Here is a 19,110-nt window from a genome sequence, read left to right on the forward strand (position 1 = left end):
GCCGATAAGCGGGCGCCTTCCGCTTTTCTTATTCGTATTTTTTAAAGACGATTGTAGCGTTGTGACCGCCGAAGCCAAGTGAATTGCTCATCGCTGCCTTGATTTCTTTAGAGCGTGCAGTATTTACTACATAATCCAAATCACACTCTGGGTCAGGTGTCTCATAATTGATGGTTGGCGGCAGGATACTATCTCTCATCGCCAAAACTGTAAAAATAGCTTCTACTCCACCTGCAGCACCAAGAAGGTGCCCTGTCATAGACTTGGTCGAACTGATTGCAAATTTATAGGCGTGATCACCAAAAACTTCCTTTACTGCAAGTGTTTCATACTTGTCATTATAATCCGTACTTGTTCCATGAGCATTAACATAATCAATATCCTCAGGCGCTAAACCAGCGTCATTGATCGCCATTTTCATTGCCCGTGCACCGCCTTCACCGCCTGGTGCTGGAGCCGTGATGTGATAGGCATCTCCGGTTGCTCCGTATCCGACAATCTCCGCATAAATTTTCGCTCCGCGAGCTAGTGCATGCTCTAATTCTTCTAGTACCACGATGCCTGCACCTTCACCAATAACAAATCCATCGCGATTTTTATCAAATGGTCTGCTGGCCGTTTGAGGATCTGGATTTGTTGATAGCGCAGTATTCGCACAAAATCCTGCAACTGACATTCTTGTAATTGGTGCTTCTGCTCCGCCCGTTACCATCGCATCCGCATCTCCACGCTGGATTACCTTAAAGGCGTCACCGATAGAATTAGTTCCTGTAGCACAAGCTGTTACTGTACACGAATTGAACCCTCTGGCACCAAGAATAATGGAAACTTGGCCAGTTGCCATATCAGGGATCAGCATTGGAACAAAGAAGGGACTAACTCGTTTATAACCTCTTTTTTGAAATATCTCGAATTGGTTTTCAAATGTTTCCATCCCGCCAATTCCCGAACCAATCCATACACCCACTCTATGTGAGTTTTCTTCATTAATCGTTAAATTAGCATCCTGAACAGCCATTAAGGCAGAGGCTACAGCAAATTGGGTAAAACGGTCCATTTTTCGTGCATCTTTCTTATCCATAAAGGCTTCTGGATTAAAATCTTTTACCTCGGCAGCCACCTTTGCCGGATATTCGTCGGCATTTACTCTAGTCATTGGACCTACGCCGGACTTTCCTTCTAAGATCCCTTTCCACGTCGTTTCAACATCATTTCCAAGCGGTGTAACAGCTCCAACCCCTGTAACAACAACCCTTCGCTTTTCCATTTAGACATCTCCTTTTTCATTCTATTTAAACATTATAAAGCAATAATGCGTCACTTATTTCCCCCAGCGCATCGCAATCGCGCCCCAAGTTAATCCGCCGCCAAAGCCAACCATTACAACGAGGTCATCCTCTTTAATTCTCCCCGCTTCCACATCCTCTATCATTGAAATAGGAATCGATGCGGCTGAAGTATTACCATATTTGTTTACCGTCTTGGACATCTTTTCAACTGGTAATTCCAATCTCTGTCTTGATGCCTCCATAATCCGGATATTGGCCTGATGCGGAATCAAGAAATCGACATCTTCTTTTGTTAATCCGGCTTTTTCGAGTACATTTATACAGCTTTCGCCCATTTGTCTAACAGCAAATTTAAATACCTCACGGCCATTCATGATAATGAATTCATCTTGATATAGGTGTTTTGCACCAGTACCATCAGCACCTAACTCAAAAGATAATATTCCACGATTTTCAGAGACTGGTCCAATAATGGCAGCACCAGCTCCGTCGCCAAATAATACAGCAGTATTCCGGTCATTCCAATCTGTGATCTTCGACAGTTTTTCAACCCCTACAACTAGTACGTATTTGTAAACTTGTGATTCAATAAATTGTTTGGCTGTTACAATGCCGTACATAAAGCCAGCACAAGCTGCACTAACATCCATTGCTGCAGCTTTAGTTGCTCCTAATTTTTCCTGAATTCGGCAGGAAACAGATGGAAATGGAGAATCTGGTGTCACAGTCGCAACTAAAATTAAATCAATATCCTGAGGGGATATACCAGCATCTTGGATAGCTTTTTGAGCAGCCCAGAATGCCATGTCAGAAGTATTTACATCATCTGCAGCTATTCTTCGCTCTTCAATCCCTGTCCTAGATTTTATCCATTCATCTGAAGTATCCATTACTTTTTCTAAATCATGATTGGTGACCACTTTTTCGGGTAAATATCTGCCCATTCCAACAATACCAGCTCTCATTATTCCATCTCCTTTTAATATTTGATCGGACCCTATCTATTTTTAGGATTAATATCAATTATTATGACTTGGTACTAATTTTATCAAACTCCTCCTCTTTTAAGCAACTGTTTCTTGATAATTATACTCCGCTAATGTACATACCTTTTATTTGTTGATACATATCCTACAATAAGAGGTATTTTTAGGGGGGAAAGAAAGGTATGGCAGAATTTGAAGTTGGGCAGGACCCTGAAAAGCAAGAGGGAAGGGAAGAACAGAATAAAGAAGACCGATTTACTAGTTTCATGTTTGGCCCTAGGCGGAATAACAATAGGCAAAGGGATCATAACCATCCTGAACCTAAACAAAACCACTCTACTATTAACTATGATGAACTTATGACGAATATTGATACCTTGGTTGAGTCTGTCCGCGGTTTAAGGCCATTGTTTAGTAAAGTATTCCCGTTTATTGAACAATTATGGAAAAAAAAATAAGCTGCCAACAACTGGCAGCTTATTTACTTAGACTCTCTTTTAGAGCATCCTCTTTACCTAACTCATAGGCTTCCTGCATGACTTTTGTAAATAAATTCATAAATGGCTGAATGAGTTCCATGGATAGTTCAACACCTGCTTCATCTAATTGCTCTTTTGCTTCCGGCAGGTATTTCATGGCGATTTGCATAAATTGTAGTGTATTATCCTGATTGTTCATGATATGTACTCCTTTTATTAATGAAATTAATTGTTTAGAAAAAACGTCATTTTTTTATTTTAACCTTTGAACATTTATTTGAAAAGTCCTGCTCTCAACTTTTAGGTGTGTCTAAAGGACCCTCTCCTTACCAACACTACAAATCACATTAGTTAAAACGTTTCACAATCTCTAATTGCTTTTCTATTGAGTCACTAAATGGGGTTACCCTATTTACTGTCACTCGATTGATTGTTTTATTTTCTTCAAATAGTTCAGACTGTATCCTTTCTGTCATCACATTATTTAGTTTCAGCTGCGCAGCACAGTTATTCCAATAATCCTCTAGGCCGCTTTCTATCAAAAATTTCATTTCGTCCTCAGTATCTGAGTATTCACTTGATGAGAGTATTACTTTTATTGCATCTTCCACAAACAGAACATCACCAGTCCATTCTCTTTTACTTTCCTTGATATCTTGTTTTTCCATTTTTCCAATTAGCGCTTGCTGAAAGATAAATGTTGATGGCTGCCAAGGACCATAAATAGAGGGTAAATAATAATAAAAGTTTTTTTTCCCCCAGGCACTTGCTTGTTTAATTACCGTCTGCAAAGCTTGCGACTCTTTAGAGCTTAATAATTGAATTGGCAGGATAAATAAGATATTTGTCAGATTTTTATTACTTTCTATAAATTGCTGTAAGCTTGTTACAGTTTGTTTGTGCAAAATGGTTTCAGTATTCGACATATATAAATCATAAAGTGAAAAGATAAACGTTGTTTTTATTGTGTCAGCTTCTCTATACGTATCTAACTCTGATAAGGCAATTTCCTTAAAGTTAGCATTCCTGCCAACTTCTAGCCTTTTCTCCTCAACAAATGGAGCTTCGCCGGCTTCATCCGTATGAATACCAATAACCTCTACCCCTTCATTCAGGAGCGCACGCCCGATATGAAAACTAACAAAATCATAAATGCCAAAAATAACAGCCTTGTCCATTCCCTTTTTCCTCCCCAAAATAACTATATTGAATCCTATGCTTTAATAATAGGAATTATTTGCATTTTGGGGAGGCTTACATTAAAGTACTGATTCATGACTGTTAAAAAACTTGTTAACCATAGCTCCAAGCTGAGGTTTTTTTTCGGGAAGGATGAAGGTTGGATTGATCCTAGGGGTATTCATAATTTTTTGATAGAGTTTTGATTGAGCGTACGATTTCCCACCAGCTAAAACTTGGATGATTTTTATTGGACAGTCAAAATCAAGATTCACCATTTCGTCCATATTAAATATATCGTTTTCGAGGGCAGCCTGGTCGATTTGATGTGCAGCTGTTAATTCTCTCATTAATTTCTTATAAAAAAACTTATGCTCTTTCTCTTGTTCAAGATGATGTTTTAGGGAAAGAATCGGGTTAAGCAGTACTACTGAACGAATGGACCCTTTCATCTTTTCCAACAGCTTGACAGCAACTAATGCCCCCATTCCTTCTGCTAAAACATGAATCTTATTATTAAGAATTTCACTTCTAATGACATGTTGATATAACCTTTGAGCAAGCTCGACAGCATTTTCGCTCCCCCAGTTTCGCCCATACAGATTTGAGGAAAAAATGGTGTACCCGGCATCTTTTAATTCATTGATAATAGCCTGCTTTCCTTCGTTTTGCGTCCAAAAGCATTTGCTCTCATCTACAAAATGCCTTTCATCTCCAATGATTAAAATCCCAAATCCTGTAGGCTTTCCGGGGTAGTGAATGATATTCCATTGGGTATCCATCTGAAAATTACGATTCTCCATCGCTAAATCTCCTTTTACATAATTCCTCAAGGTATTGTATGCCGTTTCACAAGAGATGAGAGGGAGTTTGCCCATTTTTATAGAACATGGGAACATAAATCAGAATATTGTTTTTATATATATTTTTTCACTATTGTATGGTAATATTTAAATTAATGTATAATAAGTAAGAGGTGAAATTGAGTGCGTATTTTTTGGACTTTATTCTGGTCTTTTCTTTTAGTACATATGCTTACATATGTTGTTAGCTCAATGACAGAAGGTGCAAAATATGATTTTGCACAGGGCTCTATTTCGGCTATTGTGGTAACCGTTTTAATTCTTATTGTTACTACAATTATTCCAAACGAACCTGTACAAAAACATTAAGAAAAAAGGTCTTCCAACCCATTTGGAGGACCTTTTTTCTGTTTTATCTACTTATCTCTCACTTTTACAGATACCTCATTATTATCAACCGTAATTTCAACCGTCGACTGATCATGGGCCCTTCCAGCGATAATTTCACGGGCAAGCTTTGTTTCGATATTTCTTTGTATATAGCGTTTTAATGGTCTTGCCCCGTATATTGGATCAAATCCGTTAACTGCAATAAATTCCTTAGCATCCTCGCTGATTGTAATGTCTATTTGCTGCTCCTTTAATCGGTTTTGTAAGTCATGGAGCATCTTAACTACAATATTTTTGATTTCTCCTAAAGATAAAGGTTTAAAGAGGATTGTCTCATCAATTCGATTTAAGAATTCCGGGCGGAAATGTGACCTTAACTGATTCATCACTTTCTCCCTTGTTTCAGTCGAAATTTCAATCTCATTTTCACTTCTATCAAGCAGGAAGTGAGAGCCGATATTGGAGGTCATTATAATGACCGTGTTTTTAAAATCGACCACTCGACCTTGTGAATCGGTAATTCTGCCATCATCAAGTGCCTGCAGGAGAATATTAAATACTTCTGGATGGGCCTTTTCTATTTCATCCATTAGAATTACAGAATAGGGTCTTCTTCTTACAGCTTCTGTCATCTGACCGCCTTCTTCATACCCTACATATCCCGGAGGTGCACCAATTAAACGTGAAACCGCATGTTTCTCCATATATTCCGACATATCTATTCTTATAATATGCTCTTCACTGTCAAATAAGGACTCAGCGAGCGCCTTTGCCAGTTCTGTTTTCCCTACGCCAGTCGGACCTAAAAATAAAAAGGATCCTATTGGACGGTTTGGGTCTTTAATACCGGCCCTAGCTCTTAAGACTGCGTCTGAAACCAAGTTTACTGCTTCATCTTGGCCGATTACTCTTTGATGAAGAATGGATTCTAGTTTAAGTAGTTTTTCTCTTTCCCCTTCGACTAGCTTGGAGAGTGGAATCCCTGTCCATCTTGAAACGATATTTGAAATTTCCTCTCCTGTTACTTCTTCTCGTAACATCCGTTCGCCCTTTTCAGCTTTTTCTTCTAATTCTTTAAGTTCCTTTTCTACTAAGGGAATTTGTCCATGTCTTAATTCAGCGGCCCGATTTAAATCATAGCGGTCTTCTGATGCCTGAAGCTCGCGGCGGAGTTTTTCAAGCTGCTCCCTTTTCTCCTGTAATTTTTGGATACTCTGTTTCTCCTGCATCCATTTTGCCTTCATCATATTTGCTTGCTCTTTTAAATCAGCAAGTTCTTTCAATAAGGATTCGAGTCTTACTTTACTTCCTTCGTCACTTTCTTTACGAAGAGCTGCCTCTTCAATTTCCAACTGCATGACCCTGCGTGTCACTTCATCAAGTTCGGTAGGCATGGAATCAATTTCTGTACGAATCATGGCACAGGCTTCATCAACAAGATCGATTGCCTTATCCGGTAGAAATCGGTCTGTAATATAGCGGTCAGACAATGTGGCTGCTGCCACCAAGGCATGATCGTGAATTTTCACACCATGATGGACCTCAAATCGTTCCTTCAGTCCTCTTAATATCGAGATTGTATCTTCAACATTTGGTTCTTGGACCAGCACTTGTTGAAAGCGCCGTTCAAGCGCCGGGTCTTTCTCGATATATTTTCGATGCTCATCCAATGTAGTTGCACCAATACAATGCAGTTCCCCCCTAGCAAGCATTGGCTTTAACATATTTCCGGCATCCATCGCCCCTTCCGTTTTACCTGCACCAACAATGGTGTGGATTTCGTCGATAAACAGTAAAATACGTCCTTCACTTTTCTTAATTTCATTTAAGACCGCTTTAAGTCGTTCTTCAAATTCACCGCGAAATTTTGCCCCGGCAATTAATGCACTCATATCTAATGAAAATATGGTTTTATCTTTAAGTCCTTCTGGAACATCTTTTCTTACTATTCTCTGGGCTAATCCCTCGACTATCGCCGTTTTCCCAACTCCTGGTTCCCCAATTAGGACAGGATTATTCTTTGTTTTACGTGATAAAATTCGAATCACATTGCGTATTTCTGTATCCCTTCCGATAACCGGATCGATTTTACCAGCCTTGACTTCGGCTACAAGGTCTCTGCCATACTTCTTAAGAGCGTCATACCCTGCTTCTGGATTTTGTGATGTCACTCTTTGGTTCCCCCTTATTTCTTTTATTGATTTTAATATCATTTCTGGTTTAACTCCAAGTGTTTGAATGATCTTTTTCAATTCAGAGTCACTTGTATTGACTGCAGCTAACAGGATATGTTCCACTGAGATGTATTCATCCGAAAATTTTGATGCAAACTCTTCGGCACTTACCAGTAACCTTTGCAGTTTTGCTGTAATATAAAGTTTCCCTTGTTCGACGCCACTCCCTGTTACCTGTGGTTTTTTCGCTAATTCTCCTATTATCAATTTCTTTACCCTTTCAGTTGACAAGCCGGTTTTTTCTAAAATAGCTGATATCAGGCTATCTTCTTGGTTTATAAGAGACAAGAATAGATGTAGTTCATCAATTTCTTGATGATTTTCTTTGACCGCTATTCCTTGTGCATCCATGATTCCTTTTTGTAATCGTTCCGTCATACCATTAAGGTCCACGTTCCTCACTCCTCTTTGACCTTTTTTGACCTATATAAATATATTATAAAAAATTTCCTTGAATAAGTAAAATGATGACAGAAGAAAAGCCATCCTACAATAGATGACTTTTTTCGAACGTATTAAGGTTTTCGAACGTAACTCCAAACCCGATCATCATTGGATGTTTCAGGAAATGAGTCTCCTGCTTTAAGTTTTATTTTTTTTGGGTTTGTTACATTGCTTCCAGAGTCACCGACCTCAATATAAAATCCATTATTGGGTGCCTTTTTTCCCGGTTTAAACTGATGATTTTGTCCCATTCTTATCCCCCCTTTTTAATACAACCTTATTATCTCCGTTCACTTGTATCTGCATTAAAGGGAATTCTTTCAAATTCAACATAAGTCGACAATATTTCCTGGGTAATTTACCATAAGCAAGATTTGACGATTATATGAACTTATTTCACAGATATTGATAATTATTCCTAGTAAACAATATAATTATAGTATTATCTTGGAAATCTCATTAAACATGACTTGCATTTTTGGGGGATTGAATCTGTACCTTTAAAGGTGGTTATAGTATGCAGTCAGTAAAAGAAATGCCTGTAACATTATCACATCTGTTTGAAGCCGTTCACCATATAAAAAAGATTGAAAAAGGGACGTTTCTTTTTCGGGAGGGTTCTCAAGCTGATGAAATGTATATTGTCCAAAGCGGGATTCTTCAAGTCAGTAAAATTATTCCTGACGGAAGAGAGCTAACCATTAGAATGTGCTCTAAGGGTGATTTTGTTGGTGAGTTAAATTTATTTTCATCTTCATCACGGTATTTATTAAGTGCACGGGTTGTAGAAAGCGGCGAAGTTGCTGTTATTATGAAAGACGTCTTAGAAGAGAAGTTATCCCAAAATTTAGCCCTTTCCTTTGAATTCATCCAATGGATGAGCCTGCAATTTCGAAGGACACAGACTAAGTTCCGTGATTTAGTCCTTCATGGTAAAAAGGGGGCCTTGTATTCAACTCTGATTCGTATCAGCAATAGTTATGGGATAAAAACGAATCAAGGAATCCTGGTAGAATTACCTTTTACCAATCAAGAACTGGCAAATTTCTGCGGCACCTCCCGTGAGGTTGTTAATCGTTTGCTTAGTGAGTTAAGAAAGTCAGCTATCCTATCAATTGATAAGGGTACCATCACCATTCATGATATTGATTATTTAAAAAGGGAAATCGATTGTGAGGATTGCCCGGTTGAAATATGTAAGGTAGAATAAAAAAAAATCGGTCATTTGACCGATTTTTTTAATTTAATGTGACGATTTGAATGGCAAGGATTATAAAGATAAGGGCTGAATTAATAATCTCATAAACGCCAATTTGCAGAGGCGATAATTTCTTTCCATAAAAGAAATAAGCTCGAAGTAAACTTGGAATATAAGCAATCGCTACGATCCAAAAGCCAGTTAATAACCATGCAGCCACGACAAGAAGATGGTAAATCCATGAAATCCATTTAAACACACCATTTTTCTTTTCTCTTATCATGGTTTTCACATAAAAGGTGCAGCCCATAAAAAATAGGCTCGATGTTAAAAAGGGAAAAATCATTGTTTCAAGGCTTATTGATCCCTGCCCTAAGTAACTGCTTGCCAATCCAGCAATTGAAAATGCAAAGATTGCACTCATATCATTCATAAACGCACGATCTTTATTTTTAGATGTATAGTAAGCATTTATTGCAAAAAACGGCAGCATCAAGAGACCGAAGAGAATGATAGCAGGCCTTAGGAGAATCGGGAACAATAGAAGCAATAAAGCAGGAATCATATAAATAATGGTCCATTTGGCGTAAAATTGTATTTTCTTTCTTTTAAATAAAAGGAGCATAGGATAGGTCGCTAAATATAAAAAGAGCCAGCCAATAAAAAATGGTATGTCCTGCCATACAAATCCACCTTTGATAACACCCAGCCAAAAGGGAATGATCAGCATTGCCCATGCGCCATGTTGTTTTGGTAAAAATAACTTCATCTTATTTCACTCCTTTTTCCTGATAGCCCTACTATAAAAGAGCTGACCTAAAAAAAAAGTGAAAAGAATCACATTAAATGTGAAAAAAAGAAGGCATTTTACCTTCTTACGTGAGCTTTAGATATGATTGTAAATGCTCGGAACCAATCAGGCTGGTAACATTGTTCTTCTTTAGAGTAGCTATCCACTGATTGGAACCTTGCATTTCCAGTACATAATCAACTACCTATATTAACAAACCATATTACCCCTACAAGCATTATAATGCGATCCAGAATAATGTGCTGTGATAAAAGTAACATATTTGACAATTTTATTAACCTTTTTCATCATTTTTATGAACATTCTTCTGAATTAAACCCACTGTCCAATTGATCAGTTCTTCATTATGAATAGAGAAAGAAGGATGACTATTTCCATTATCTAAATCTTCTGACCAATACCCAATAGCCCGAATATTGGAGATTGTTTTTAATAAATGCAAATCCTCTTTCTTTTTTAATAAAAGAAGTTTGGGGTAATTTTGTTGCTTATAGCCTTCCACTAAAACGACATCAGGCTGATAAAACTTTAATAGCTCTATCTCATCTTCCAAACTTAAGTTCAGATTGTCAGATTGTAAAATCATTCTTCCACTGCCCTCGACAATAGCGGCAAGTGCGCCAGAACTCAGATGCCTTGAAGAGTCCTTTTGTTCCCATACGTCAGGTTTACCGCCATGTCCATGATGTTTGATTGTAGCGGTTTTTATACCTTGAGCGGTCAGAGTTTTAATCAATTTAGTTACAATCGTTGTCTTGCCGCTATTTTGATAGCCTACCACCTGAAATATAAAAGGTTTTACCAAGGCCATACACTTCCTGATTGATCTTCAAGGAGCAATACCTCAACTTCATCTCCTGCCATAAATCCCCTTGTTCCTCCAGGAAGGATCATCAATGAGTTTGCACTGGCCAAGCTCATAATAATATTCGACTTGTCCAAACCGCTAGGTGCTGATTTTAACCTTCCTTCTTCAATATAGGTGGCACTTCTGACAAATCTTGTGAACGGATTTGCCTTCGGAAAATCGACTTCAAGCAGAGCTTTTTCTTTCCGTAAGTGGGGCTGTTTCGAAAAAAGCTGCGTCCGGATTATGGGCCTGACAAACAATTCAAACCCAACATAGCAGGCTGAAGGGTTTCCGGATAACCCAAAGAAGATTTTTCCATTATAAACTGCAAGAGTAGTTACACTGCCAGGACGCATAGCAACTTTGTTAAATAAAACCTCGGCTCCTAGTTTTTCATAAATCGCAGGTAAGTAATCAAAGTCACCAACTGATACACCCCCAGTTGTGATTAGTAAATCCACCTCTTCTATCGCATTCTTTACTGCTTCATAACAAGTATCAAACTCGTCTGGCAGCTTTCCATAATAATGAACCGTTCCCCCTGAACGTTCAATTTGCGCTGCAATCATATAGGAATTGCTGTTGCGGATTTTACCGGGGACTAATTCCTCTTCTACTTCTAACAATTCTGTGCCTGTAGCGAACAGACCGATAAGCGGTTTTTTAGCCACAGGTACTTCTTTATAGCCAAAGGTTGCAAGCATCGCTTGTATTCCCGGGTTAATCAAGGTTCCTTTTTCAACGAGAACCTCGCCCCGTTTAGCATCTTCTCCTATAAATGAAACATTCGTACCCTTGTTTATTCTTCTCTTAATTGACATATACGGAATCCCGTTTTTTTCGAAGTCTTTAGCTACTTCAAACATGACAACTGCATCCGTTCCATTTGGCATCATCGCACCTGTCATAATCCGAACGGCCTGTTTTTCCCCGACTAATTTAGCGGAGACCATCCCGGCACCAATGTGATCAATTACTTCAAACTCGACTGGATTGATGCTAGATGCATCAAGGGTATCAATAGAACGTACGGCAAAGCCGTCATATGGGGCTCTGTCAAAGTGTGGAACATCGCTCGTTGCTATTAGATCTTCCGATAAATAACGCCCATAGCTTTTATTAATTGAAACGTATTCCGTCACACCACTTATTTGATGTTTCATGATTCGTTTTACTGCTTCTCCAATTGAAATCGGGTTTCTTCTTTCAAGCAAATAAATCAGCTCCTGCCTCAAAACAGATAATTTTGTTAGATATGTAATGGATTATAACAGCTACTATCTCATTATAAGTCTATAGAAGACTTGCAAACGTATCAAATGTCACAAATTAGACGAAAAAGAAAAAAACTATGACAATGTGTGATGCAGGTCACCTTTAATATTCAATATTTCTATTATGCTTAAGTCATAAATACTTACTTTATTAACAGGAGGAATTAATCATGACTTTCACCATAACCGCCAATTCATTAGTTAGAGATATTGTCAACGAACTTCCAAAGGCAAGTGATATTTTTAAGCAAAACCGGATTGATTTTTGTTGTGGAGGAAATATTCCTTTAGCACATGCTGCGGCACAAAACGGACTGAACCTAGACAATATAATCGAGGATTTAAAGGCTGTATTTGAAAAATATGAGAATGCTGAGAAAGATGTTGAAGTATGGACAGATTCAGATTCACAGACGATCATTAATCATGTTATTACCAACTATCACCGCGTATCTGAGGAAGAATTAACCATGCTAAGCCCCTATGTTACTAAGGTTTCCCGTGTTCATGGCGAACACCACCCAGAGCTTGTTAAAATGAATGAGCTTTTTTATGAGTTCAAAAAGGAATTGCTGGACCATATGGTAAAAGAAGAGGAAATTGTCTTCCCGCTGATTAAGGAACTTGCCAATGGTACTGCCCGAAATCCTGAAGAAGCCATCAAGTTGATTGTTGAGCTTGAAAAAGAACATGACCATGCCGGGGAGATTTTACGACAAATCCGGGCCGTTACTTCTGATTTTACTCTTCCGGTCGATGCATGTGGTACCTACCGTTTAGTATTTGCCCGGTTAGAAGCACTAGAAAGCTTAACCTTTATGCATGTTCATCTTGAAAACAACATTTTATTTCCTAGGTATATTGCTAATTAAAGTCTCTCATTGACACGAGGGCTCTGAAAAAGTTCCTTAAATGTAAGTTGTGTATGTAAATTGGCTGTTGATTTCCGCTCCAGGCGGCTTCGCTTTCCGCGGGCGTGCCGGGGAGCCTCCTCGGCACGCCCGCGCCTGTGGGGTCTCCCCTGTCCCGTACTCCCGCAGGAGTCTTCGCCGCCTTACGCTCCAATCAACAGAGTTCTTTTACCTAGCTAAATTCTACAAGGTATAATTTCTCTTCTTTAAGAGGATTATACCTTTTTTGTTGTTACTTACGATTCTAAAAAACCGAAGGCTTTTACTGCCCTCTTTCGAGAGTGCAGGTTATTTTTTTGCAAAAAAATAACCCTCTTTTTAAAAGAGAGTTAGCCGCCAATATAGGACATTTCAATTTTTTTACGATTTTTATTAGTCTCTGCTGTTCTTTCATCTGAATATCTGTCTTCCCGGCCATTCCATATCATTGTAATTCGCTCAGCAATTTGTTCATCAGTGGCTCCATTTCTCATAAAATTCCGGATATCATGACCGTTGCCATTAAACAAGCATGTGAATATTTGTCCATTTGCAGACAGTCTTGACCGAGTACAACTGGAGCAGAAGGACTCAGAAACAGACGTAATAAAACCAACATTAACGTCCTTATCTTTATATTTATAGAGTTTTGCCACTTCACCAAAGTATGCAGGGCCAACAGGGACAAGTTCGAAACGGTCCTTTAGCAAATGATAAATTTGCTTTTTGGTTACCACATCATCCATTTTCCAGCCATTTGTTGATCCCACGTCCATAAATTCAATATAACGTAATTCTAGGCCATGGTTTTTACAATATTCCGCCATGGGGATAATTTCTGTATCATTTAAGCCCTTTTTAACTACCATATTGATTTTGACTCCGAGACCCGCCTGTTTAGCTGCCTCAATCCCATCCAACACGGGAGCAGTCCCAACGCCTCGCCCATTAATTTGGCCAAACAATTCATCGTTTAACGTATCGAGGCTGACATTTACCCGTTTAAGACCGGCTGCCTTTAAGTCCTTTGCCAATTTCGGCAGCAGCACTCCATTAGTAGTTAACCCAATATCACTAAGCCCTTCAATTGCTGAAAGCTTTTCTACAAGAAGGGGTAAATCCTTACGAAGCAGAGGCTCACCACCAGTTAAACGGATTTTTTCAACCCCTAAACTTACGAAAATTTTCCCCAGCCGCTCTATTTCCTCATAGGTTAATAATGAACTTCTAGGCAGAAATTCAAAATCAGGTCCAAATTTTTCCGAAGGCATACAGTACTGACAACGAAAATTGCATCGGTCGATGACTGAAATTCTCAAATCATGCAAAGGTCTGTTTAATTTATCTTTAATAATGGTTTTTTCCATTTGTATCAACTCCATTATATAAAAGGAAGCTTTATAGTTCGAGTGTAACAGGATTTCTAGGAAAAGGCTGTTATTTTATTCACTATTAAAATACATTTTCACTATTTTAATCTTAACAGATATTTCTAATTGAATAAACGTTTGTTCTGGAAAAGATTATCCTCTATTTCTTCCAGTGCATCTAATTTAAAATAAAAAGCTTTTACGTTTATTTAGGTTTTCACTATATTGTCATTGTTTACCCATTTTTTTGAACCTGTCATCAGTTAGAATAAAATTACAAACTTAAATACGGATGAAGAACTGTTTAATAAAATATGAGGTGAGATAAATGACATCAACAATGAAACCGACTCATTCCATTGAAATAAAAGAATTACTTACATTTGCAGACCGGAAATTCAGAAGTGAACGAGGATCCTTTCTTTTTCAAGAAGGAATGGTTGCTGAAGAGCTTTACATTATACTTTCGGGAAAAATACAAATCAGTAAGATTACATCCGACGGTCGTGAACTTTCTTTAAGAATCTGCGGGGCAAATGATATTTGCGGCGAATTAACGTTATTTACCGATAATCCTAGATATTTATTAAGTGCTAAAGTCCTTGAAGAAGGCGAAATTGTTGCCATTAAAAAAGATATTATTGAGAGTGAAATTTTTCAAAACAGTAAGCTTGCATTTGAATTCATGAAATGGATGAGTGACCATTTCCGTAAAACTCAAACTAAATTTCGCGATCTCGTGTTATTGGGCAAACGTGGTGCCTTGTTCTCTACCCTAATCAGGATGTCCAATAGTTATGGCATTCACAAGGGGCAAGAAATACTAATTGATTTACCTCTCACCAATCAAGAGCTGGCTAATTTTTGCGGCACCTCCCGCGAAAGTACAAATCGAATTTTAAGTGAATTGAAACGCGATAAAATTATTTCGGTTAAAAGAGGAAAAATCTCCATTTTAGATTTGCAATACTTAAAGGACGAAATCGGTTGTGAAAACTGTTCTGCAGTTTATTGCAATATTGAATAGTCAAAATTCCTATAATGGCTATACGGCTGTCTCACTTTATGAGGCAGCCTATTTCTATCAAGTTAATTTTGTACCTGTTTTTCTCTTAATGATTTAGGAATATAAACACAGAAAGGTTCGCTTTCAAGGTAATCTCCTGTCACCGCATAGGCTCTTGACCTTGAACCCCCGCACACATAACGGAACTCACAAACACCGCATTTCCCTTTAAATCCATCTGGATTTCTTAATGCTTTAAAAATAGGAGATTCGCGATAAATTTCAGCTAAAGGGGTTTCTCTCACATTTCCAGCTTTTACTGGTAAAAGTCCGCTTGGATAAACATCACCAACATGCGAAATAAACACAAAGCCATTACCATCATTCACTCCTTTTGGAGCACGTCCAAGCCCATCAATGGACCCGGTTAAACCTTTTTCTGTTAAAGCATTTAAATAATCAATTTCATTGGTCTTTGCCTTGGCTTCGCGCATTTTTTGCTGAATAACAACACGGCGGTAGTGCATGGCTTCGGTTGTTTTAATATCGAAAGAAACACGTTTGCTTAAGTCATAGAGCCATCTTAAGACCTTTTCATGCTCTACAGGTGAAATCATATCCATTACTTGTCCCCGGCCTGTTGGCACCAGGAAAAAGACGCTCCAAAGCACACAGTTCAGTTCTTCCACCATTTTAGCCATTTCTTCAAGGTATTCAACGTTATATCTCGAGATAACTGTATTTATCTGGATAGGAATTTCTAGTTCATGCAGGTACTTAATTCGTTCCATTGTTAAATCAAATGAACCTGCCGTTCCGCGAAAATGATCATGAATTTCTGCATTAGGTCCATCAATACTAAAGGCCCAGCGTGACAGTCCCACCTCTTTTGCTTTTTTGATTGCTTCTTTTGTTACATTTGGCGTAGCACTTGGAGTCATAGATACCCTTACTCCCTTTTCGACTGCATATTTAGCAATATCAAAGATATCTTGTCTCATTAGCGGATCTCCACCTGTAAAAACGAGGATGGGATTATTCATATTATATATTTGATCAATTAAGTTTTTACCCTCATCAAAAGTTAATTCACGTGGATCACGTGTATACTGGGCATCCGCACGGCAATGCAGACATTTTAGCTGACAGGCACGTGTTAGTTCCCAGATTACAATAAACGGATCTTTATTAAAATCACGATTAAAAGACACTTAAAACTCCCCCTCAATCTGCCATTATTAAATGAAAACAGCATTGATTAACTGTATTATAATGTTGTTTATGGTTTAAAAAAGTGAGCTATCTCACATGAGGGAAATGAAATGTGTACCTTTTGTGACGAATAGATGGTTAATAAAGTGAATTTACTTGCGGATATGAGGCCACAGGCAGATGACAAAAAAACACACGATATATTCCAAAATAGAATATCGTGTGTTTCTCTACTCACTATGTTAACTGCTGTTTAAGATATAGTTAGGACTTCATACTTGGATGCTAAATCTACAAAGTCTGCCATACCACTAATTTTTCCGACCACTAATCGATCTGCTGCCTCATAATGGTCTGCACAAGTTTTACATGCTAAAATATTGACACCTTTTTCCTCTAGCCCCTGCAAATGAACGGAAACAAATGATTCCTCTGTCATTGTTAACACACCGCTGTTCATACAAAAAACAGCCACAGGAAGTTCTTCCTTTTGCTTGAGGACCGTGAAAAAAGTTTCCAAGATATTTTCACCAAGGGACTGATCGCCCCTGCCAAGTTGATTGGAGCTTACCAAAATAACTTTATTTTTCATAAACTATCCCTTACCGGATTCCTAAGGCAATTTTTGCGTAGCGTGACATCATCTCTTTGTTCCATGGTGGGTTCCAAACAATATTAACTTCCGTATCTTTAATTTCAGGAATATCTGCCAATGCTCGTTTTACTTGGTCGACAATGGTACCAGCCAGTGGACAACCCATTGCAGTTAAAGTCATAGTAACCGTAACCAATCCCTCATCGTTCATATCGACATCATATACTAAGCCCAAATTGACAATATCTACTCCCAGCTCAGGGTCAATAACAAGCTCTAATGCGCCCATTATATTATCTTTTAATTCTTCATTCATATAGTAACACTCCCTCTAATTATTAGTTATACTCTTAAAACTACCTTGCACTGCTTTTGGTTCGCTTATTCACTTATGGTAAACTTTAACCAATAGCAATTAAGTAAAATAAGTATATCTTTTTTCATAACCTGTTGGTGTGAATTTTTTTACAGGTTGGCTATTAAATTGTTAACATAGTAACTATGGAATATTTATCCCATTCTTCCAATGAGGCACGCTCGTAATGGTAGTGTATCATGTTGGCAGGATTTTTTCTAAATCAACGCATTATTGAATAAACTTATAAAAAAGAAGGTGTCCAAATGGCGGAGAAGCATTTAATTGCATTAGACTTAGATGGGACATTGTTAAAAGATGATAAAACCATTTCCACAAGAAATAAGGCTGTGATTGAAAAGGCAAGGGCAGAAGGCCATATCGTGATGATTGCAACAGGCAGGCCCTACCGATCCAGTGAAATGTATTACCGTGAATTGGAATTGGATACCCCTATTGTTAATTTTAATGGAGCATTTACCCATCACCCCCTTGACCAAAATTGGGGATTTTATCATGAGCCGCTTGATGTTAAGGTAGCAAAAGACATTGTTGAGGCATGTAGAAGCTTTCAATTTCACAATATTATTGCTGAAGTGATGGATGATATTTATTTCCATTATCATGATGAAAAACTTTTGGAGATTTTTAACTACGGTAATCCTAGGATTACTACGGGAGATTTAGCGAACTACTTAACTGATTCCCCAACAAGTTTGCTTATTCATACTGAAGAAGACCAGCTGCAGAAAATTCGCGATCACTTATCCGCTGTGCATGCCGAAGTCATTGAACAGCGCAGTTGGGCAGCTCCATGGCACGTTATTGAAATTATTAGAAGTGGTTTAAATAAAGCAGTCGGTCTGAAAAAGGCCGCTGACTATTATGGGATCCCGTCTGAAAGAATTGTGGCATTTGGGGATGAGGACAATGATCTAGAGATGCTTGAGTTTGCTGGTCACGGGATTGCCATGGGAAATGCGATTGATCAAGTTAAAAATATCGCCAACAGTGTTACTCTTAGCAACGAGGAAGACGGTGTCGGAGAATATATAGCGGATTTGTTAAAATTATAAGAGACAAAGTAAAATTTTGATTTTCGCCATTGTTTACCTAAATGAACCGGGGATTAGATGTGCATACTAGTTTTGAGGCAGCAATGCTGTTTCAATCTTAGCTTTGAGCATATTGGAGGGATTCGAATGGGTAAACGAAACAAATCAAAACGCTTTGTCCAACAAGGAGCGGATACCGTCAGTAAGCATGCTGAACGTATTCCTTATCACATGACCTATGCTGAAGCAGAAGCTCAGAAGATGGCCAATGTGCATGAATCCTCGCTTGGAGGAATATAACATGGGAAACCAATTGTTCCAGGAAGCTAGACGATTTGTGGAGATGGCGAAATCCGCCAACCCTGCTGACCTTGATTCTGCTGTTGCGAAAGCAAAGAATGCACTTAGTTCTGCCTATGCCAATTCGACTGTAGCAGAACAAGCCCAGCTCCAACAAATGCAACAAGAGCTAGATCAGATTAGATAGTAATGCCTAAGCGCCCGTTTAAGCGACAAACATCAATCGCTAAAACGGGCGCTTGCTTTTTTTATTAAGTTTGTTCTGTTTAATGTACACTACCAGGCTAAACTGTCTCAATTATATTGCATTATTAAGGTATGAAGGGCTCAATTTGTATTGTCCACAGACATAATGTCCTTCATTGCCTTTATGAAGGACACTTTCTGGTT

22 protein-coding genes are annotated in these 19,110 nt (G+C 38.3%); 8 read left to right on the top strand and 14 right to left on the bottom strand.

Features of this window, described 5'->3' with window-relative positions:
* Positions 1 to 28: 28 nt before the first annotated feature.
* A complete protein-coding gene (gene fabF, locus V7266_RS13945; RefSeq protein WP_335468496.1) occupies positions 29 to 1,267 on the bottom strand; it encodes a beta-ketoacyl-ACP synthase II in 1,239 nt (412 codons plus the stop codon).
* Positions 1,268 to 1,321: 54 nt separating this feature from the next.
* Positions 1,322 to 2,254, bottom strand: coding sequence for a beta-ketoacyl-ACP synthase III (locus tag V7266_RS13950; RefSeq protein ID WP_335468497.1), 933 nt, complete (start codon positions 2,252 to 2,254; stop codon positions 1,322 to 1,324).
* A 203-nt stretch (positions 2,255 to 2,457) separates the two neighbouring features.
* Between V7266_RS13950 and V7266_RS13955 the strand changes: the two genes are divergently transcribed.
* On the top strand, positions 2,458 to 2,733 hold the full coding sequence (locus V7266_RS13955) for a hypothetical protein (protein WP_335468498.1): 276 nt from the start codon (positions 2,458 to 2,460) through the stop codon (positions 2,731 to 2,733).
* A 19-nt stretch (positions 2,734 to 2,752) separates the two neighbouring features.
* Here V7266_RS13955 and V7266_RS13960 read toward each other — a convergent pair whose 3' ends face one another.
* From V7266_RS13960 to V7266_RS13970, 3 genes are all read right to left on the bottom strand, one after another.
* Complete coding sequence (locus tag V7266_RS13960; RefSeq protein ID WP_335468499.1) at positions 2,753 to 2,953, bottom strand: ComZ family protein; 201 nt, start codon at positions 2,951 to 2,953, stop codon at positions 2,753 to 2,755.
* Between the two features lie 148 nt (positions 2,954 to 3,101).
* Entirely contained in the window at positions 3,102 to 3,932 is an 831-nt protein-coding gene (locus V7266_RS13965; RefSeq protein ID WP_335468500.1) for a hypothetical protein, read from the bottom strand.
* Between the two features lie 81 nt (positions 3,933 to 4,013).
* A complete protein-coding gene (locus V7266_RS13970) occupies positions 4,014 to 4,736 on the bottom strand; it encodes a hydrolase (protein WP_335468501.1) in 723 nt (240 codons plus the stop codon).
* Positions 4,737 to 4,919: 183 nt separating this feature from the next.
* On the opposite strand from V7266_RS13970, the gene V7266_RS13975 reads away from it, so the two are divergent.
* Positions 4,920 to 5,105: a YjzD family protein gene (locus V7266_RS13975; RefSeq protein ID WP_335468502.1), complete on the top strand. Its 186-nt coding sequence runs from the start codon at positions 4,920 to 4,922 to the stop codon at positions 5,103 to 5,105.
* Positions 5,106 to 5,152: 47 nt separating this feature from the next.
* Here V7266_RS13975 and clpB read toward each other — a convergent pair whose 3' ends face one another.
* A complete protein-coding gene (clpB, locus tag V7266_RS13980) occupies positions 5,153 to 7,753 on the bottom strand; it encodes an ATP-dependent chaperone ClpB (protein ID WP_335468503.1) in 2,601 nt (866 codons plus the stop codon).
* A gap of 122 nt (positions 7,754 to 7,875) precedes the next feature.
* Positions 7,876 to 8,055 (bottom strand): YjzC family protein, encoded by a 180-nt coding sequence (locus V7266_RS13985; RefSeq protein ID WP_098528344.1) that lies wholly within the window; start codon positions 8,053 to 8,055, stop codon positions 7,876 to 7,878.
* A 266-nt stretch (positions 8,056 to 8,321) separates the two neighbouring features.
* On the opposite strand from V7266_RS13985, the gene V7266_RS13990 reads away from it, so the two are divergent.
* Positions 8,322 to 9,014 (top strand): Crp/Fnr family transcriptional regulator, encoded by a 693-nt coding sequence (locus V7266_RS13990; protein ID WP_420491402.1) that lies wholly within the window; start codon positions 8,322 to 8,324, stop codon positions 9,012 to 9,014.
* A gap of 28 nt (positions 9,015 to 9,042) precedes the next feature.
* Here V7266_RS13990 and V7266_RS13995 read toward each other — a convergent pair whose 3' ends face one another.
* The 3 genes from V7266_RS13995 to V7266_RS14005 all read right to left on the bottom strand — a co-directional run bounded on the left by V7266_RS13995 (position 9,043) and on the right by V7266_RS14005 (position 11,877).
* Positions 9,043 to 9,771, bottom strand: a complete 729-nt coding sequence (locus V7266_RS13995; protein WP_335468504.1) for a YwiC-like family protein — start codon at positions 9,769 to 9,771, stop codon at positions 9,043 to 9,045.
* 316 nt (positions 9,772 to 10,087) lie between these two features.
* Positions 10,088 to 10,624: a molybdopterin-guanine dinucleotide biosynthesis protein B gene (gene mobB, locus V7266_RS14000; protein ID WP_335468505.1), complete on the bottom strand. Its 537-nt coding sequence runs from the start codon at positions 10,622 to 10,624 to the stop codon at positions 10,088 to 10,090.
* Complete coding sequence (locus V7266_RS14005; RefSeq protein WP_335468506.1) at positions 10,612 to 11,877, bottom strand: molybdopterin molybdotransferase MoeA; 1,266 nt, start codon at positions 11,875 to 11,877, stop codon at positions 10,612 to 10,614. The genes mobB and V7266_RS14005 overlap by 13 nt, the downstream gene beginning before the upstream one ends.
* A 230-nt stretch (positions 11,878 to 12,107) precedes the next feature.
* Between V7266_RS14005 and ric the strand changes: the two genes are divergently transcribed.
* Positions 12,108 to 12,809 (top strand): iron-sulfur cluster repair di-iron protein, encoded by a 702-nt coding sequence (ric, locus tag V7266_RS14010; protein WP_335468507.1) that lies wholly within the window; start codon positions 12,108 to 12,110, stop codon positions 12,807 to 12,809.
* Between the two features lie 368 nt (positions 12,810 to 13,177).
* Here the strand turns inward: ric and moaA are convergent, their stop codons facing one another.
* Positions 13,178 to 14,194, bottom strand: a complete 1,017-nt coding sequence (gene moaA, locus V7266_RS14015) for a GTP 3',8-cyclase MoaA (protein ID WP_335468508.1) — start codon at positions 14,192 to 14,194, stop codon at positions 13,178 to 13,180.
* A gap of 331 nt (positions 14,195 to 14,525) precedes the next feature.
* Between moaA and V7266_RS14020 the strand changes: the two genes are divergently transcribed.
* On the top strand, positions 14,526 to 15,224 hold the full coding sequence (locus V7266_RS14020; protein ID WP_335468509.1) for a Crp/Fnr family transcriptional regulator: 699 nt from the start codon (positions 14,526 to 14,528) through the stop codon (positions 15,222 to 15,224).
* A 62-nt stretch (positions 15,225 to 15,286) separates the two neighbouring features.
* On the opposite strand, the gene V7266_RS14025 is transcribed toward V7266_RS14020, so the two are convergent.
* From V7266_RS14025 to V7266_RS14035, 3 genes are all read right to left on the bottom strand, one after another.
* The gene (locus V7266_RS14025; protein ID WP_335468510.1) at positions 15,287 to 16,414 is read right to left on the bottom strand and encodes a TIGR04053 family radical SAM/SPASM domain-containing protein; all 1,128 of its coding nucleotides are present in this window, start codon (positions 16,412 to 16,414) and stop codon (positions 15,287 to 15,289) included.
* A gap of 254 nt (positions 16,415 to 16,668) precedes the next feature.
* A complete protein-coding gene (locus tag V7266_RS14030; RefSeq protein WP_335468511.1) occupies positions 16,669 to 17,007 on the bottom strand; it encodes a DsrE family protein in 339 nt (112 codons plus the stop codon).
* Positions 17,008 to 17,017: 10 nt separating this feature from the next.
* Positions 17,018 to 17,326, bottom strand: coding sequence for a metal-sulfur cluster assembly factor (locus V7266_RS14035; RefSeq protein ID WP_335468512.1), 309 nt, complete (start codon positions 17,324 to 17,326; stop codon positions 17,018 to 17,020).
* 305 nt (positions 17,327 to 17,631) lie between these two features.
* Here V7266_RS14035 and V7266_RS14040 point away from each other — a divergent pair, with 305 nt between their 5' ends.
* From V7266_RS14040 to V7266_RS14050, 3 genes are all read left to right on the top strand, one after another.
* Entirely contained in the window at positions 17,632 to 18,441 is an 810-nt protein-coding gene (locus tag V7266_RS14040; RefSeq protein ID WP_335468513.1) for a Cof-type HAD-IIB family hydrolase, read from the top strand.
* 126 nt (positions 18,442 to 18,567) lie between these two features.
* Positions 18,568 to 18,720 carry a hypothetical protein gene (locus V7266_RS14045; RefSeq protein WP_235742756.1) on the top strand — a complete coding sequence of 51 codons (153 nt, stop codon included), beginning with the start codon at positions 18,568 to 18,570 and terminating at the stop codon, positions 18,718 to 18,720.
* Position 18,721: 1 nt separating this feature from the next.
* Complete coding sequence (locus tag V7266_RS14050; protein WP_098528332.1) at positions 18,722 to 18,907, top strand: DUF3813 domain-containing protein; 186 nt, start codon at positions 18,722 to 18,724, stop codon at positions 18,905 to 18,907.
* Positions 18,908 to 19,110 lie beyond the last annotated feature (203 nt).

The organism is Neobacillus drentensis (genome assembly GCF_036965645.1).
Taxonomy (GTDB): domain Bacteria; phylum Bacillota; class Bacilli; order Bacillales; family Cytobacillaceae; genus Neobacillus; species Neobacillus drentensis_D.